The organism is Pseudoalteromonas sp. NEC-BIFX-2020_015, assembly GCF_012952265.1.
In the GTDB taxonomy this organism is placed as follows: domain Bacteria; phylum Pseudomonadota; class Gammaproteobacteria; order Enterobacterales; family Alteromonadaceae; genus Pseudoalteromonas; species Pseudoalteromonas neustonica.
Map to the genome: position 1 here is coordinate 37,587 of NZ_JABCJL010000032.1, position 17,714 is coordinate 55,300.

General features: G+C 39.9%; 16 protein-coding genes. 5 read left to right on the plus strand and 11 right to left on the minus strand.

Annotated features, from left to right (window positions below; all coding sequences use genetic code 11):
• Window positions 1-31: 31 nt before the first annotated feature.
• A complete protein-coding gene (locus HH219_RS18920; protein WP_054206686.1) occupies window positions 32-406 on the minus strand; it encodes a DUF413 domain-containing protein in 375 nt (124 codons plus the stop codon).
• 91 nt (window positions 407-497) lie between these two features.
• On the opposite strand from HH219_RS18920, the gene HH219_RS18925 reads away from it, so the two are divergent.
• Both HH219_RS18925 and HH219_RS18930 read left to right on the plus strand, forming a co-directional pair.
• Window positions 498-1,376, plus strand: a complete 879-nt coding sequence (locus HH219_RS18925) for a LysR family transcriptional regulator (protein ID WP_054455954.1) — start codon at window positions 498-500, stop codon at window positions 1,374-1,376.
• Between the two features lie 190 nt (window positions 1,377-1,566).
• Window positions 1,567-2,484: a porin gene (locus tag HH219_RS18930; protein WP_054206688.1), complete on the plus strand. Its 918-nt coding sequence runs from the start codon at window positions 1,567-1,569 to the stop codon at window positions 2,482-2,484.
• A gap of 218 nt (window positions 2,485-2,702) precedes the next feature.
• Here the strand turns inward: HH219_RS18930 and recG are convergent, their stop codons facing one another.
• The 3 genes from recG to asnC are packed head-to-tail and all read right to left on the minus strand — an operon-like array spanning window position 2,703 to window position 6,031.
• Entirely contained in the window at window positions 2,703-4,784 is a 2,082-nt protein-coding gene (recG, locus tag HH219_RS18935; protein ID WP_169328333.1) for an ATP-dependent DNA helicase RecG, read from the minus strand.
• A gap of 60 nt (window positions 4,785-4,844) precedes the next feature.
• Window positions 4,845-5,531, minus strand: coding sequence for a tRNA (guanosine(18)-2'-O)-methyltransferase TrmH (trmH, locus tag HH219_RS18940; protein WP_054206690.1), 687 nt, complete (start codon window positions 5,529-5,531; stop codon window positions 4,845-4,847).
• A 41-nt stretch (window positions 5,532-5,572) separates the two neighbouring features.
• Window positions 5,573-6,031, minus strand: coding sequence for a transcriptional regulator AsnC (asnC, locus tag HH219_RS18945; protein ID WP_054206691.1), 459 nt, complete (start codon window positions 6,029-6,031; stop codon window positions 5,573-5,575).
• A gap of 190 nt (window positions 6,032-6,221) precedes the next feature.
• On the opposite strand from asnC, the gene asnA reads away from it, so the two are divergent.
• Window positions 6,222-7,217: an aspartate--ammonia ligase gene (gene asnA / locus HH219_RS18950; protein ID WP_169328334.1), complete on the plus strand. Its 996-nt coding sequence runs from the start codon at window positions 6,222-6,224 to the stop codon at window positions 7,215-7,217.
• Window positions 7,218-7,275: 58 nt separating this feature from the next.
• Here asnA and HH219_RS18955 read toward each other — a convergent pair whose 3' ends face one another.
• The 7 genes from HH219_RS18955 to HH219_RS18985 form a co-directional block, all read right to left on the minus strand.
• Window positions 7,276-8,880: a FapA family protein gene (locus HH219_RS18955; RefSeq protein WP_169328335.1), complete on the minus strand. Its 1,605-nt coding sequence runs from the start codon at window positions 8,878-8,880 to the stop codon at window positions 7,276-7,278.
• 139 nt (window positions 8,881-9,019) lie between these two features.
• Entirely contained in the window at window positions 9,020-9,412 is a 393-nt protein-coding gene (locus tag HH219_RS18960; protein WP_054206694.1) for a RidA family protein, read from the minus strand.
• 12 nt (window positions 9,413-9,424) lie between these two features.
• Window positions 9,425-11,524 carry a bifunctional GTP diphosphokinase/guanosine-3',5'-bis pyrophosphate 3'-pyrophosphohydrolase gene (gene spoT, locus HH219_RS18965; RefSeq protein ID WP_169328336.1) on the minus strand — a complete coding sequence of 700 codons (2,100 nt, stop codon included), beginning with the start codon at window positions 11,522-11,524 and terminating at the stop codon, window positions 9,425-9,427.
• A 128-nt stretch (window positions 11,525-11,652) separates the two neighbouring features.
• Window positions 11,653-11,928, minus strand: coding sequence for a DNA-directed RNA polymerase subunit omega (gene rpoZ, locus HH219_RS18970; RefSeq protein ID WP_054206696.1), 276 nt, complete (start codon window positions 11,926-11,928; stop codon window positions 11,653-11,655).
• Window positions 11,929-12,046: 118 nt separating this feature from the next.
• On the minus strand, window positions 12,047-12,667 hold the full coding sequence (gene gmk / locus HH219_RS18975) for a guanylate kinase (RefSeq protein WP_169328337.1): 621 nt from the start codon (window positions 12,665-12,667) through the stop codon (window positions 12,047-12,049).
• 102 nt (window positions 12,668-12,769) lie between these two features.
• Window positions 12,770-14,779 (minus strand): HAMP domain-containing methyl-accepting chemotaxis protein, encoded by a 2,010-nt coding sequence (locus tag HH219_RS18980; protein WP_169328338.1) that lies wholly within the window; start codon window positions 14,777-14,779, stop codon window positions 12,770-12,772.
• Window positions 14,780-15,027: 248 nt separating this feature from the next.
• Window positions 15,028-15,888: a YicC/YloC family endoribonuclease gene (locus HH219_RS18985; protein ID WP_054206699.1), complete on the minus strand. Its 861-nt coding sequence runs from the start codon at window positions 15,886-15,888 to the stop codon at window positions 15,028-15,030.
• 178 nt (window positions 15,889-16,066) lie between these two features.
• Between HH219_RS18985 and rph the strand changes: the two genes are divergently transcribed.
• Both rph and pyrE read left to right on the plus strand, forming a co-directional pair.
• Complete coding sequence (gene rph, locus HH219_RS18990) at window positions 16,067-16,780, plus strand: ribonuclease PH (protein ID WP_054206700.1); 714 nt, start codon at window positions 16,067-16,069, stop codon at window positions 16,778-16,780.
• 20 nt (window positions 16,781-16,800) lie between these two features.
• A complete protein-coding gene (gene pyrE, locus HH219_RS18995; RefSeq protein ID WP_054206701.1) occupies window positions 16,801-17,445 on the plus strand; it encodes an orotate phosphoribosyltransferase in 645 nt (214 codons plus the stop codon).
• The last annotated feature ends 269 nt before the right edge of the window (window positions 17,446-17,714 follow it).

Below are 17,714 nucleotides of genomic sequence, written 5' to 3' on the forward strand. Positions count from 1 at the left end.
AATTAAAGCGAAAGTGGCCTAAAAAGAAATTTTAGATGCTATCAGATTCTGAATAATAGTCGCTACTTGGCAGCGTAGGTGCTGACATTTTTGAACGACCAAATAAAGTGTGAAATTTTGTTTTTGAAGTCGTTAATTTTAAGTATTTGATCCAAGCTCGCTCGATTGGATTCGTCGGCTCTTGGCTACCTGCAGTAACAGATATAAATTGTTCTTGAATTTCATTTTGTGGTTCAAGGGTTTTGTTGTATAACCCCTGTAGAACAACACCGTGTTGCTCAAGGATACTGGCTTCAAGTAACGTAAAGTTGCCGCTGCGCGAAAATCCGCGTGGAAAATTGTAATCATCATAGAACTGACGTTGGCTTACAAATGCTTGACGAAGTAGTGAAATATTAATGTTCATTGCTGTTTCCTCATACCCGGATCTTAAGCTGGAGTATGGATCAAGTTACGTAATTTATTAAACAAAAAATTTTTATCGTGAGGATAAAATATTGGATATCGATTTATTAAAAACGTTTGTTGAGGTGGTGCGAACTCGCCACTTTGGTAAGGCGGCTGAAAACCTTTATATCACGCAATCGGCGGTAAGTTTTAGAATTCGTCAATTAGAGCAAGGTTTAGGCGTTAACCTGTTTATTCGACAACGTAACAATATTCAGCTTACAGCACCTGGCGAGCGTCTATTACCGCACGCACAAATGATTATTACAGGTATGCAACGTGCAAAAGTTGATGTGGCACTTGCTGACAACATGCATAAGCAAGTGTGTTTAGCGGGGACACCTAATATATGGGATGCTTTTTTACAATTTGGTATTTCAAATATTGTATCTGCTATGCCCGGTGTGTCACTCGTTGCTGAAGTTAAAGCACAGCAAGAAAGTACGCGTTTATTGTTAGAACGTACACTGGATTTGGCTATATTATTTGATCCGCCTAAAGTGGATGAATTAGTTGTAGAGCGTATTTGCGCATTACCCATCATTCCTGTGAGTGCTTTTGAATCTGCAGCCAATGATAATTTTTTTGATAACCAATATGTTTATGTTGACTGGGGCACTACTTTTTCGCTGTGGCACGCACGTCAATTTACCGGACGTACGCCTCCGTATTTTCGTACAAGTACAGGGCGTATTGCATTAGATTTAATATTGCAATGTGGTGGTAGTGCATTTATTCCTGAAGTGTTAGCAAAAAGCCATATTGAGAATGGAGAGTTATTTGAAGTGTCGGATGTAGAGCACACATCTCGCGATATTTTTGTTGCTTATCATAGGGATAATGAGCAAAAACCATTGCTTGAAACCCTTGTTAACTTACTGGTTGAGCTAACCCCAAACATTAGCAGTGATTTTAGCGAGAAAAAATAGCGATATACTCAAGATCGCATAGACTAATAAACGGTGTACAAAATTTTAGTGTTAAATGAATTGCAGTTTTTATTCTTTTTTATGAATTAAATAAGTCATAAATATTTCTGTTGTAATATTACTGTAATTTATCGCTGGCAAACTGCAGCTGTTTTAAAAATTAGCCTGTTGCGTTTATTGAGGAAATAATATGAATTTTGCAAAGTCGAGCCTGTTATTAGCTGTATTGAGTGGTGTATCTTTTTCTGCATTAGCTGATGTTGATGTTTATGGTAAAGCAAATGTCTCTGTACAATCATCTGATGATGGTGAAGGGTCATTCACTGAAATTAAGAGTAATGCATCACGCATTGGTTTCAAGGGTTCTGAAACACTCAGTGAAGGCCTTGAAGCGGTCTATAAATTCGAATTCCAAGTAAATGTTTCAGATGATTCAAAAGATACGTTAACTTCACGCAACCAATATGTTGGTTTGAAAGGTGGTTTTGGTCAAGTTGTGCTTGGTCGTAATGATACTGCGCTAAAGCAATCGCAAGGTAAGCTTGATTTATTTAATGACCTTGAAGGCGATATTAAAAATTTATTCAAAGGTGAAAATCGCTTAAGCGATACAGTAACGTATTCATCAAATGACCTAAGCGGTTTTAAAGTACTTGCCACTTACGTCGCTGAAAAAGACAGTGAAGGCGAAAATGGTTACTCATTGGCGCTTACTTATGGCGATTCAGGTTTAAAGAAAAGCAAGGTGTACGCATCTATTGCAGCTGACAGTGAAGTGAATGGCTATGATGTAGTGCGTGCTACCGTACAGGGTAAAGTGGCTGATATTAAATTAGGCGCAATGTATCAAACCCAAGAAAAAGTAGATGGCAGCGGTGATGCTGATGGTTACTTGGTTAATGCCGCTTATACGTTAGATAGCAATACGTTTAAAGTGCAGTATCAGGTAATGGATTTTGATGACGCGGATAAGAAGACGGCGATATCAGCTGGTGTTGATCATAAATTAAGTAAAAATACTAAACTATTTGCCTTCTATTCTAACTTTGATATGGATAGTAATGTTGATCAAGATTATTTAGGTTTAGGTATTGAATACAAGTTTTAATTAGTCGATATAGCTTCCCCTCTTTTATGGCCTTATTCATACTTGAATAAGGCTTTTATATCTAAGCAACCCCAATATACCCAAGCCACCTTAAGATGCACACTTCAGCGTTTCATTGGTCTTTAATATCAAGGCGTTACTTTGCATTTGTTTAAATCGCTTTTAATTTCAACGACGCTCGAATTTTGAGATCGCTTGGGTATATATTCTCTTTGGTTTTAGGCTAAGGCGTAATCAGATTTTCCTGCTAGCCATCGGTTGATTAATTTATCAACTTGCTCAGGATATTGATTAAGCATTTGCAGTGCTATTGGTCTTACTTGATTGAGCGTGTGTTTATCGCGAGTTAAGTCCGCTATTTTAAATTCGGCTAACCCTGTTTGTTTGGTGCCAAGCACTTCACCTGGGCCACGGATCTCTAAGTCTTTCTCAGCAATAATAAACCCGTCATTACTGTCTCTTAATACGGCTAAGCGTTTTTTCGCGGTAAATGACAGTGGTGCATGGTATAAAAGAACGCAGTGAGATGCGGTTGCTCCACGACCAACTCGGCCCCGTAATTGGTGTAGTTGGGCAAGGCCAAGTCGTTCTGGGTTTTCAATAATGATCAAACTGGCGTTTGGCACATCTACACCTACTTCAATCACCGTGGTTGCAACCAATATATGTATGTTACCCGCTTTAAATTCGCTCATAATGGCTTGTTTTTCAGCTGCTTTCATTCGGCCATGAACTAACCCTACGGTTAAGTCGGGCAAAGCACGAGTTAATTGCTCTGCACTATCTTCAGCTGCTTGACACTGCAGTACTTCAGATTCATCGATTAAGGTGCATACCCAATAAACTTGGCGTCCCTGTTCTGTGCAGGCTGTTTTTACTCGTGCAATAATTTCATCCCGACGAGTATCGGGCAGTGCAACGGTTGTGATTGGGGTTCGCCCAGGGGGAAGTTCGTCAATCACCGATGTCTCTAAGTCAGCATAAGCAGTCATAGCGAGCGTGCGAGGGATCGGCGTGGCAGTCATCACCAGTTGATGAGGAAAGCAGTCGCCAAAGCGGCCTTTTTCTCGCAGCGATAATCGCTGGTGAACACCAAAGCGGTGTTGTTCATCAATGATGATTAATACTAGATTATTAAAAACGACTTGTTCTTGAAATAACGCATGGGTGCCTACTATCATTTGCGCGTCACCTGAGGCTATTTTTTCAAGTGTCGCTGTACGCTCTTTGCCTTTTGTTTTACCGCCAAGCCATGCTGTAGTGATCCCAAGCGGCTCAAACCAATTTTTGAAGGTTATGCCATGCTGCTCAGAAAGTATCTCTGTAGGAGCCATAAGTGCGACTTGGTAGCCCTGTGCTATTGCAGTTAAAGCACTTAGTGCAGCGACCAAAGTTTTACCCGACCCTACATCCCCTTGGACTAAACGCATCATAGGGTAGGGGTGTTGCAAATCACTTTTTATTTCGGCAACGACTCTGCTTTGCGCATTGGTGGGGGCAAACGGAAGTTGTGCTAAAAAGTCTGGTTCTAAGTGGTTAATTGGCGCAAGGGCTACGGCTTTTACTTGTTGCCCTTGTTGACGTAACTTTAATAGGCTTAAGTTTTGCGCAAGTAATTCTTCAAATACCAAACGTTGTTGAGCTGGATGAAGCCCTAGCTCTAGCGCCGCTAAATCAACATCATTACTTGGACGATGTAACAATAATAAAGCGTGACTTAAACCCATGCCTGCATGTTGAAATTGCACAGGCAATAACTCTTCTATTTGATATTTTTCAAGCAAGGAAATGACCTGATCGCTCAATGCACGTATAGAGAGTTGTTTTAACCCCTCTGTTGTCGGATAGACGGGAGTGAGTGTGGTCGCAGTAGGTTGCTCTAATAGTGTTTCACTTAAACTGTATTCTGGGTGTGTCATTTCGAACCCAACACGACCACGGCGTACCTCACCAAAGCAGCGGATCACTTTCCCATTGCTGAAGGCATTCTTTTGTGCTGCAGTGAAATTAAAAAACCGCAGTGTTAAACGGCCAGTGCCATCATTAACTTGGCAAACAAGCATCTTACGTTTACCAAAAGTAATTTGGCTCGTTTCAATGGTAGCTTCAATGCTTACATGGCTATGGACTGCTAAATCGCTGATGGCATAAATGCGAGTACGATCTTCGTACCTCAGGGGTAAATGAAAGAGCATATCTTGCGCTGTGCTAATGCCTAATTTCTTTAGCCGCTCGGCCATTTTAGGGCCAACGCCTTTTAGATCGGTAATGGGGTAGCGGCTTAACGTTAGCTTGGACACTGTACGCTCAAATCTTTCATTTTTAGATAGTTTTTAGTTTACGTGCGATTGCTGAGGGCATCAAGCATGTTTTAATCGTAGCCAAAACGCGTCATCGGCAATAATTTCACCATTTTCGTCAAGACCAGGATAAGGAAGTGACTTCTCTTTGCATTTTTGGGCGATGATAGGATGGCAGCCTTCAAACAACATTTTATGCTTTATGGTTTCATCAAGCCTACCTGACTCATATAAACCCGCTTTAAGGCGTTGATTTTGAGCTTCAAATAAAATTAATGCAGCCGCAACAGATACATTTAATGATTGCGCCATACCTTGCATCGGGATGATGATATTTTTATCTGCATGGGCAAGGGCTCGTGGGGAGATCCCCGTTTTTTCTTGGCCTACGATAATCGCTGTGGGAAGCGTGTAATCAATCTCGCGATAATCAACTGCATCAGGGCATAAGTTGGTCGCTAATATTTGCACCTGAGGGTTGTGCTGACGCATGAGAGTGACGGCATCGTCGATATCTTTATGCAAGTGTGTGGCGATCCAATTTTTACTGCCACCGGACGTGTTATTAGTCAGCCATTTTTGGTTTTCTGGCCATACTGCGTGAACATTATGACACCCTACAGCATCAGCGCTGCGTACAATAGCAGACAAGTTATGGTGTTTGTGCACATCTTCTAAGCACACTGTTAAATCAGTTTGACGACGATCTAGTACACTTTTAATGCGGTGATAGCGAGTGTTTTCCATTTTTAGCCTTGTCTGAACTCATAAATTAACACCATTATACCTTAAGGCATTACGCTGCGGCTAATTGGGTTTTGTAATGAAATTAAGGTTTCAGTTGACTGGATTGCTTCGATGGCCTGAATTTTGTTAATTAGTACATCTTGTAAGTGATCAATCGAACGAGTCATTACTTTAATAAAAATACTGTAATTACCTGTGGTGTAATAAGCTTCAACGACTTCTTCAAGCTCTTTTAAGTACAATAAGGTTTGCGGGTAGTCACGGGCATTATTGAGGTTAATACCTATAAAACAGCATACATCGTAGCCTAATTGCTTGGCATTTACGCTTACTTGGGTACCAGTGATGATCCCTGCCTGCTTCATTTTTTCAATCCGTACATGAATTGTACCTGCACTAACGGTAAAACGTTTAGCTAATTCAGCATAGGCTATACGAGCATTATCCATTAATGCGTGGAGGATCTGTTTATCGAGATTATCGATTTGATAATTTTCCATATAAATACCCGCTTTAAATTATTGAATCTTTGTTTTTTATACCATTAAATTGATTGAATTTACATGTTAAAGGTGTTTTTGTTGTTGGTTATTGAATTAAAGCACGAAATGCTTGAGGATTGCTTTAACGACATGGTTGCTTTGAACGCAATCATGCAAGTAACAATAACTGGGAATGAGGCCAATTATTATGAGTTCACACTTTGTGCAGCAACAGCAACAAATTAGTAAAGTTAAACAATTTTTTTCACAGCAATTAGAACTGCAACTAGGGTTGATTGAAGTGCAGGCGCCTATACTTGCGAAAGTTGGTGATGGTATTCAGGATAACCTTAGTGGTACTGAGAATGCCGTTGCTGTAAATGTTAAAACTATCCCCGACAGTCAGTTTGAAGTTGTTCACTCACTTGCAAAGTGGAAGCGTAAAACATTAGCCGATCATGATTTTGCTTTAGGCGAAGGGTTATATACCCACATGAAAGCTCTACGCCCAGATGAGGATTCATTAAGTCCAATACATTCAGTGTATGTAGATCAGTGGGATTGGGAAAAAGTGATTTGTGCAAGCAGTGAGCGCTCTTTGGATAAATTAAAAGAAACGGTGGATACTTTATATAAAGGTTTAAAGGCCACTGAGCAATTTGTATCTGATGAATTTGGGATCACCCCATTTTTACCTGTCGAGATTACGTTTGTACACAGCGAGCAATTACGCCAAATGTATCCTGGCTTTACAGCTAAACAACGTGAAAAAGCGATTACTCAAGAATATGGCGCGGTATTCTTAATCGGCATTGGCGGCGCACTTGCTGATGGTAAAATTCATGATGTACGTGCCCCTGACTATGACGATTGGTCCACTCAAACATGTGATCAATACGCGGGCTTGAATGGGGATATTTTAGTGTGGAACCCAGTGCTTGAAGACGCATTTGAAATATCGTCAATGGGTATTCGTGTATCGCCAGAAGCGCTAGTCGCACAATTGGCAATTACAGGTGATGAAGGGCGGCTAGAGCTTGACTGGCATAAGCAGCTACTAGCTAAGGAGTTACCGCAAACAATAGGCGGTGGCATTGGTCAATCTCGGTTAGCAATGCTGTTATTGCAAAAACCACATATTGGCCAAGTACAAGCGAGTGTATGGCCTGAAGAGTTAAGACTGCAAGTAACGGGTATTTTATAAAATATATTGAAATGAATAGAGGCTAAATCTGATTTAGCCTCTATTAAGAAATTAATGATCAACTGGTTTTAAATTCAATTTCTATTTTCCCTTCTTGCAGTTTTACATTGCAAGGGGGGTAGGTACGATTAGTTTTTAAGACTTTATCAAAAATGTGAATTTCTACTCCGGAATGAAGCTTTTGGTTCACAGCCAAGTTAGCTTCGCTAAGCAGCTTATTTAAATGATGATCAAGGCTAGATAAGCGCTGCTCAAGCTGTTCCGCTTGTTGGCAATAATGTTGTTGAGTGGCTCCAATCTTAGTCATCAATAATTTTTTCTTTTCTTTATCTTTCACTAAGTCAGCTTTTTCAAGGGCTGCTTGAAGAGTGTCGAGCTGTTCGTCAGTACGAGCGAGTTCTTTAAAACAGTCATCTGTTTCTTTGATAATGTTTTGTCCCGAAACAGCCATATTTATCATCATTTTAGCGCCGGATTCATTGCCGATCTCTCCGGCGATAATCATTCCTGCGTCTAAAATTTCACCGCCAAATAATTTACCCTTAGGGTGATCGCTTTGGCCTACTTGCAAAAGTTGTGTTGCTTTCATTTCACAATGACTTGCTTGGCGTTCAATAAAAATATTGCTGCCAGCAAGATGGCTATATTGTGCATGAAGAAGGTGGATGTCTCCTTGGCAGGTTATTTTACAAGACAAAGATTTATCATCGAGCTGGTGGCCAATAACACCTTGCTTTATTGTTACATTTCCTTGGGCTATGAGCTCACCAGATTCAACAGTACCTAATACAGTAATGTCACCTTTGGCTGTTACCTTCATACCAGGTTCTATGTTGTGAGTAACAATTACACTGCCATCAAAGTAAACGTGGCCACTTTTAACATTTACATCTCCAATGGTATAAATATCATCAACTCGCATGCCATTACGAATATCAACAGGAACCCCTGGAATAGTTGAAACGAGCTCTAATGGATTGTTCTTTGATATTTCAGCACCTTCACCCGCGACTAAAGGAGAGCTCTCCCCTGGTTTTGCGGGTAACACATCCCCTAAAACAGTAAAGCCCTCTTTACCTGGGGTTGCAGGTTGTTGGCGGATCAATAATACACCTGGCTCGACGCTCGCTAGTTTGCCAAAGTCTCGCATATCAACGGTACCGTCTTCACGTAGTGTCGGTGCATTGAGGCGCTCTTTTAAGGTTTTCACGAGAGGTATTAATCTTGATGGTTGACCATCGGTTGGCAGGCGACCTTTGGCTAAAGTGCCTTTTGCTATTTGACCTGCAGGTATTTCAAATTGTTGTTGTAGCAACTGTTCTAAAAATACTTGTTTGTACCCTCTTGCAACACCAGCTTTGATTAGGTGCTGCTTTGCAGTATCAAGATCAATAATGCTACCACCTTGTGCGAGTGTTAATTCCCCTGTAGCAAGCATTTTATCGTCGCTAATAACGACATTAAACGAGGCATCATATTTAACTGCTACGACTAATGTGCGTTCTTTATTCGGTTTCTTGAAGTAAGCATTGATTGTGTTCAGCTCAATTTTGCAATCGCAGAATTTTGATTTTTCAAGGGCTTCGATAACAAAAGCCGCACTCGGGGGCGAATGTTCAATAACATCGAGTAGTACATTACCATTATGAGCAAGCTTAAACACACACTATCCTTTTGCAACGCTAGAATTAAAGGTTTATGAATTTAAGAGTGCTAGAGAATTGTATAACTGTCAAGAAAATCGCTGAGGCTTTAATGTTGATAGCGGACAAAAGTTAATTTTGGCCGCTATCAACAGTGGGTTAGTTAGTTGATGGTAGCTCCATAATGCCATCAATTTCAACTTGTACGCCTTTTGGTAAAGCTCTAACTCCAATTGCTGCTCGCGCAGGATAAGGCGCTTTGAAATACTGACTCATTACTTCATTTACTGTCGCAAAGTTAGAAAGATCGGTTAGGTAAATATTAACTTTTACTAGGTCTTGAATTTCACCACCGGCTTCTTCACACACAGCACGAATATTTTTAAAAACTTGATGTGTTTGTTCCGCAAAGTCTTCAGAAATCACTTCCATAGTATCTGGCACTAATGGGATTTGCCCTGAAAGGTAAACTGCGGTGCCAACTTTAACTGCTTGACTATAAGTACCGATTGCCGCTGGTGCTTGATCAGTAGAAATAAATGCTTTGTTCATGATTTTCCTATTTTATTTTTTACGATAGACTTTTTGCACGTCAGGCATCACACGAATTCTACGCATAATGTTGGCAACATGGACACGATTTTTAACCGTAACCCCTAAATCTATCACGTATAAATTACTTTCTTTTTCATCGGTAGCGATTTCGACAATATTTGCTTGGGTTGTTGCAATAACATTGGTTAATTTTGCCAATGCACCTTGGTGATTGATAATTTCAACACGCAGTGCTGCAATGTATTCTTTCTCTGGATTATCATCCCATTTTACAACGAGGTATTTTGATCGCTCTGACTCCCAGCCTCGAATGTTTTTACATTCTTGACGATGAACGGTTACCCCTTTACCTTGGCTTATATGCGCAGTGATAGCGTCCCCTGGTACTGGTCTACAGCATTTAGAATAATTAACTAGCATACCTTCAGTGCCAATAATGGTCGCTTTGGCATTTTTGGCAATATCGCCTAAATCATCATTTTGCAATAAACGTCGTGCAATAAGCATATTCATTAAATTACCAGAACCAATTTCAACAAGTAGCTCTAATACACTATTAAGTTCATGTTCTTCTAGTACACGATTAATATTTTCAACCGGAATATCATCAAATTTAGTTTCACCTAAAGCTGAATCGAGCAATCTTCGGCCTAGTAATAATGCTTCTTCATGATGCTGGCTTTTGAGGTAATTACGAATGCCTAAGCGTGCTTTACCAGTAACAATAAAGTTTAGCCAAGTGGCATTTGGATGCGCGCCTGAGCTAGTAATAACTTCAATTGTTTGGCCTGTATCCAGTGCTTTACTTAGTGGGTACGGTTTACGATTAACACGTGCACCAACACAGGTATTCCCTACGTCAGTGTGTACGGCATAAGCAAAATCTACAGCAGTTGCACCCATAGGTAGCTCGACAATACGACCATCAGGGGTAAAGACATAAATTTCTTCAGGGAATAACTCTGTTTTAACATTTTCAACAAATTCAAACGATGAACCTGCGCTCTGCTGCAATTCGAGTAAGCTTTGCATCCACTGGCGAGCACGTTGCTGTGCAGTGTGACCGGCACTGTCACCTGATTTTTTATACATCCAATGCGCCGCTACACCTTTATCTGCCATATGATCCATATCATGAGTACGAATTTGGATTTCAACAGGTATACCATGAGGACCGACTAATGAAGTGTGTAGTGATTGATAACCGTTGGTTTTAGGTACTGCGATGTAGTCTTTAAAGCGAGTTTCAATTGGTTTATAGAGGTTATGAGCCACCCCTAATACACGGTAGCAGATATCCATTGAATCAACCGCAATTCTAAATGCGTAAATATCCATTACTTCATTAAACAGTAGTTCTTTATTCAGCATTTTTTTATAGATACTGTATAAATGTTTTTCACGACCTGAGACGGTTGCTTTAATGCCGGCTTCTTCTAAACGTGCTGTGATTTCTGTTTGGATATTTGAAATGACTTCTTTACGGTTTCCGCGCGCTTTAGCAACTTCTGATTTAAGTGCGCGGTGGCGCATTGGGTAGAGGGCTTGAAATCCTAAATCCTCTAATTCATTCTTAATATCATGAATACCTAAACGATTGGCAATCGGTGCATAAATCTCTAACGTTTCACGTGCAATGCGACGACGTTTATCAGGACGAAGTGCCCCTAAAGTTCGCATATTATGAGTACGATCTGCAAGTTTGATTAAAATAACCCGAATATCTTGGGTCATTGCCATAATCATCTTTCGATAGTTTTCAGCTTGAAATTCTTTTTTATCTTTAAAGCTTAGTTTATCAAGCTTGCTGACGCCCTCCACCAATTCAGCAACTGTTTCGCCAAATATTTCGGCTAAATCTTGTTGGCTAAAGTCGGTATCTTCAATCACGTCATGCATCAATGCTGCCATTAATGTTTCGTGATCTAAGTGCATGCCGGCCAAAATCTGGGTTACTTCAACAGGGTGGGTTATGTAAGGTTCGCCGCTTGAGCGAGTTTGACCCTCATGGGCCTCTCGGGCTACCACGTAGGCTTTTTGTACCAGCTCTACATCAGCAGCAGGTAAGTATTCTGATATTTTCTTTTTTAGACCTTCAAAAAGATACATTCACACTCCAATGTTCGAGTGAAGCAAATAGGTAACGGTAAGTTAAGAATATACGATGAAAAGGAGGGATTGCCAACGACTAGAGTAGAAATACTACGTCGTTGGCTAAATCGGACCGGGAAGTCAGATTATTGGTTGCCACCTACAATAGCAGCAACGGCAGCCATTTCAGCTGCTTCTTGGTGTTGTTGCTCTTCACGATCAATAAGATCCATCGATGAGCTATCAACTAAACCAAGTTCAATTTCACGTAAAGCAACAACTGTTGGCTTATCGTTTTCAGGGTCAACTAGTGGGTTTTTTCCACCAACTGCAATTTGGCGGGCACGACGAGCCGCAACTAAAATTAAGTCAAAACGATTACCAATTGCATCTACTGCATCTTCAACAGTTACGCGAGCCATCTTCAGCACTCCAAATAAATTTTTAAGCAAAGACGTAGTTTACTGCACCGAGCCAGATTCGCCAATAGCTTGTGGTTAATTTAAACAAATAAAATACTTACCGAGCTTAAATTAAGATTTAACTCAGTAGGTCAGCGAGTAAATCTTGATGACGAATAGCTTGGCTTTGTAGTGATAGGCGTTTTGCTTGCACAATTGTTTCAATTTCATTCAATGCACTGGCAAAATCATCGTTAACGACGACATAATCATATTCATCGTAGTGAGAGGTTTCTGATTGTGCTTTAGCCATTCTACTTGCAATCACTTCTTGTGAATCTTGTCCGCGGTTATTTAAGCGAGATTCAAGCTCTGCTTTTGATGGCGGTAGGATAAAAATGGTCTCTATATCATCAACAAGTTTGCGTAATTGTTGCGCGCCTTGCCAGTCAATATCTAAAAACACATCAATACCGGCAGCGAGTTGCTCCTCAATTGCTTGCTTTGATGTGCCGTAGTAATTATCAAAGACTTGGGCCCATTCAAAAAAATCATTTTTTTCGATCAATGATTTGAATTCATCAACATTCACAAAATGGTAATGTGCGCCGTTTTCTTCACCAGGGCGAGGTGAGCGGGTAGTGTGTGATACAGACACTTTCATATCACTATACTTAGCTAACAATGCATTGATTAAGCTTGATTTACCTGCGCCAGATGGGGCTGATAAAATAAACAGGTTACCGCGAGTTTGCGCCATTATTTAATTCTCTACATAAAGTAAACAGGCTTGGGTTAACTATTACCCAAGCCTTTGATAGGATCATTGTACTGTAAATGACTAAACTAGCTCAACTACACATTACCTTAGTTTAAATTTAGCAACTAATTGCGCAAGTTGCTCTGCTTGGCTATTTAATGAGTTTGCGGAGTGCGCAGCAACTTGAGTGTCACGGAGTGAGCTTTGGCTTGATTGCTCAATGAGTGACACATCTTTAGCCATTTCACTTGCAACAACGGACTGCTCTTCTGTAGCTGTTGCGATAGATTGGATCATTGCTGCGATTTCAGTTGCGCCAATTACAATGTTTTCTAGCTGATTCCCAGCCTCTTCAGCTAAAGTTACACTCATATTTACTTGTTCAACACTACTTTGCATTGAGTTCACTGCAACTTGCGTTTGATTTTGAATGGATTGCACAGTATTAACTACTTCTTCAGTTGCTTTAGTTGTTCGCTCAGCTAAAGTACGAACTTCATCGGCTACAACGGCAAACCCACGACCTTGTTCACCGGCTCGAGCAGCTTCAATTGCAGCGTTTAATGCTAGCAGATTAGTTTGCTCTGCGATGCTGCCAATAACCCCTATCACATTGCCTATTTGCGCACTTAAATCACCAAGTTCAGTCACCGTATCTGCAGTAGTTTGTACGCGCGCTGAGGCACTTTTAATTTCATCAACTGTACTTTTTACTGATATACCCCCATTGCTTGCGAGATCTTTTGCATTTTCAGCTTGGCTGGAGGCTTGCTGACTCTGACGCGCAACTTCGGAGACCGTTGAACTCATTTCTTCAATAGCTGTCGCGACCTGTGTTGATTGATCGGCAGACTCTTGGCTGCGGGTTGCTATTTGGGTGTTTGTATTTGCAATATCACCACTTGAAAGCTTCACATCAGAAACAACTCCACTGATGGCTTCAAGTAAGTTATTTAATGATAGCGACATTTTGTTGGTTGCATCAGCAAGTGCGTCAATTTCATCTTCATTACGATGTTCGATTGCTGGTTTTGATATATCTCCATTACCAATGCTATGAGCGGTATCTAGTACCAAAGAGAGTCTTGATAAAATAGATTTACTAATTAGGTAAGCTACACTAAATCCAATGATGGTTGCTATTAAGGTTATTATAATAATAATAGTTAAAGTAAAATTTAATCCGGTATCTAAGTGATCTAGAGCAGAAGTAGCATCATCTCTTTCTTCATCAGCGGATGATTGTAAAATTGTAACTAATTCATTAATAATACTTTCTTCTAGAGTATTAATTGCGATTTTTGCAGCTGTATGGTTTTGTGGATTATAAGCATTAAAAACAATAGTAGCTTCACGCTTTATCGTTTCAAAGTAGCTTTCAATTTGTTTGATATTTTGAATTTCATTGGGCTTTTGTTCTAGCGGTTTTATTAATGTTAGGTATTCAGCAAAGCTTGCTGCATCCTTTTTAAAATCATTTTGCGCAGACAAATCACCTGCTAGATGTGAATTAATCGACGACAGCATATCACCGGCTTCATCAACCATTTCTAAATAATAACGCACCCCGGGTAAATCATCGTTTAGGGCTTCGTTTATTTCAGTTGTGTTAAAGGCGTCGGCAAACTCTTCGTCTTTTAATTTATCTAAAAGAGTCTCTAACTGCTCACCAGATGTATTTTTCAGGCTTTTTGCTTGAGCAATAGCTTGTTGGTGCGTTGCAGGATTGTATTTTTCAAAAATATTATTATTAACGCTTTGATGATACTGTTCCATTAGACTTGAGATTTTATCCATCTTTATACGATCAGAAGCTTTTGCTGATTCGTATTTCCTTAACTCTGAATTAGTTTTCTTGAATTGAGTAAATAGCTCATTAAAATCTTTAACTTTATTCACATCACCAGATAAGTACTCTAAAGCTTCATTTTGCATTTGATACATTTCATCAAGCTGCGCCATGTATAAAATAAGCCCAGGTAAGTCATCGCCTTTAATTTCTAAAGCTCGTTGAGTTTCAGTAGATACTTTAAACCAAACAATAGTACTCGAGACTAACATCAAAATGATGATGCTCGAAAATGCAGAGTATAATTTAACATTTAACTTCATAGGTATAACCTTATCTAAATTCAACACTGTTGCTTATTTAGACGTAAGTATAGCCCATTATATTCTATTGGCAGCGAATTATTTATGATAAATAATGTGAATTTATAAAATAAAAAAGTTGAGGGAGGGGAGGGGTTTAAATACTTTTCTTGCAAAACCAGAGCCTATTTAAAGGCACTTAAATGCTAGCTTAAGTACCTATAGATAGACTGAAAGAGCAAAATATTTATTTGGGTCTTTTTATTGCGTTACTCTATGTTCTGGATCTGCTCGCGCATTTGTTCAATCAATACTTTAAGTTCAACAGCTGCGCTAGTGATATCACTATTAATAGATTTAGACGCTAGAGTATTTGCTTCGCGGTTAAACTCTTGCATCATAAAATCTAAACGACGACCACACGCTCCGCCTTTTTTAAGAATCTTTTTTGTTTCTTTTACGTGAGATTTTAAACGGTCAAGCTCTTCAGCTACATCTTGTTTTTGTGCTAGGTAAATAAGTTCTTGCTCAAGGCGTGATTCGTCAATATTAGCGGTTAAATCCTCTAGTTTTTGAGCGAGTTTTTCACGTTGCCATTTTGCTATTTCCGGCATGTGAGTTTCTACTATATTCACTTGTTCTAAAATAGCATCAAGACGGGTCGCTATCATTTCTTCGAGATTAGCACCTTCATCACCACGGGCAGATTTAAAGTCTTCGATCACTTGATCAAAACCCGATATAAGTGCTGTGTTAACGCTGTCCATATCAAGTTCTTCTGCTTCCATAACACCAGGCCAGCGTAAGATATCAACAGGATTAATGTCACCATTACTTTGTTGTTGCACCCATTTAGCACTATTAATAAGCTGCGCTGCCAATGCTTCATTGATCGACAGCTCACCAACATGAGCTGGGTTTGCTACAAACTTTAAGAACACTTCAACTTTACCGCGTTGCAAATGTTTACGTAAGCGCTCACGAATAACCGGCTCCATGCCACGAAATTGCTCAGGTGCGCGGATAAAGGTTTCAAGGTAACGTTGGTTTACTGAACGAACTTCCCAGGTGCCAGTGCCCCAATCGCCTTTAATTTCGCGACGCGCGTAAGCAGTCATACTGTGGATCATGGATGGTTTCCTAGTTTTATTTAGACAATATTAAAGTGATTATACCGTAACACTGTATAAGCTCTAGCGGAAATTTTTGTTGATGAGAATTTTACAGTTGGTTTTTGTTTAAATCAGCATGGCATCTAAGCACACATCGACTTATAATACGTAAAATTCTGAATTAAGGGGATCGTGAATGCGTCCAAGCGAAAGAACACCTAACCAAATTAGACCGGTTACATTTACACGTAATTACACCTTGCATGCTGAAGGCTCTGTGTTGGTTGAATTTGGTAACACTAAAGTACTTTGTACAGCAACTGTTGAATCAGGTGTACCACGCTTTATGAAAGGCCAAGGCAAAGGATGGATCACAGCTGAGTACGGTATGTTACCGCGCTCTACCCATACTCGAAATGGTCGTGAAGCGGCGCGCGGCAAACAAAGCGGTCGAACTATGGAAATTCAACGCCTAATCGCACGAGCACTTCGTGCTGCTGTAGATTTAAAAGCGTTAGGTGAAAATACTATTACTATTGATTGTGATGTTATTCAAGCTGATGGCGGAACACGTACTGCATCTATCAGCGGCGCATGTGTTGCGTTAGTCGATGCACTTACACATATGCGTAGTAAAGGTATGATCAATTCGAATCCTCTTAAATATATGATCGCTGCTATATCTGTTGGCATCTATAAAGGCCAGGCTATTAGTGATTTAGAGTATCTAGAAGATTCAGCCGCTGAAACAGATATGAATGTAATTCTTACTGAAACAGGCAAAGTGATCGAAATTCAAGGTACTGCGGAAGGCGAACCATTTTCGTTTGACGAGCTTGATGAGCTGCTAACACTTGCAAAACATTCAATTCGCGAAATTATCGATATTCAAAAACAAGCATTAGCTTAATAAATGATAGGTTTATAGCAATGAAAGATTATCAAATAGAGTTTATTGAATTTGCCCTTGAAAAGCAGGTACTAAAGTTTGGTGAGTTTACTTTAAAGTCTGGCCGTACTAGTCCTTACTTCTTTAATGCGGGCTTATTTAATACTGGTCGTGACCTTGCACGCCTTGGTCGTTTTTATGCCGCAGCATTAGAAGATGCTGCAATTGAATATGATGTATTATTTGGCCCTGCTTATAAAGGTATTCCAATTGCAACGACTACCGCAGTCGCACTTGCTGATCATCATGATAAAGATGTGCCTTATTGTTTTAACCGTAAAGAGAAAAAAGCACACGGCGAAGGTGGCACATTAGTCGGCTCTGAGCTTAAAGGTAAAATCATGTTAGTTGATGACGTGATCACTGCTGGAACAGCAATTCGTGAGTCTATGGAGATCATCGCGCAAAACGGTGCAGACCTAAGCGGTGTGTTAATAGCACTAGACCGCCAAGAAAAAGGAAAAGCAGAGCTTTCTGCAATTCAAGAAGTTGAGCGTGACTTTGGGACTAAAGTAGTTTCAATCGTTAAGCTTGCTGATTTAATCAGTTACCTTGAGAGTAAAGGTACTATGGATGAGCATCTAGAATCAGTAAAAGCATACCGTGAGCAATATGGTATTGCTTAACTAGAGTTATTTAAATAAAGCCCAGTGATATATCACTGGGCTTTTTACATTTAAAACCCGTTATTAGGGTTATTTAAACGTTAAAAGCTTTGGTTTTGCAGTGTTTGGTTTAAATAATGAACGAACAGTACTTTATTTCAAGTTTTCTTTAAAAAACGCTTGCGTAAAATCAGCCGCGCCCTATAATGCGACCCCACTGAGACGGCAGACAGCAACGCTTAGCGGGGCAAGAGTTAATCAGTGAGTCGAGTAAAACTTGAGTTTGAATT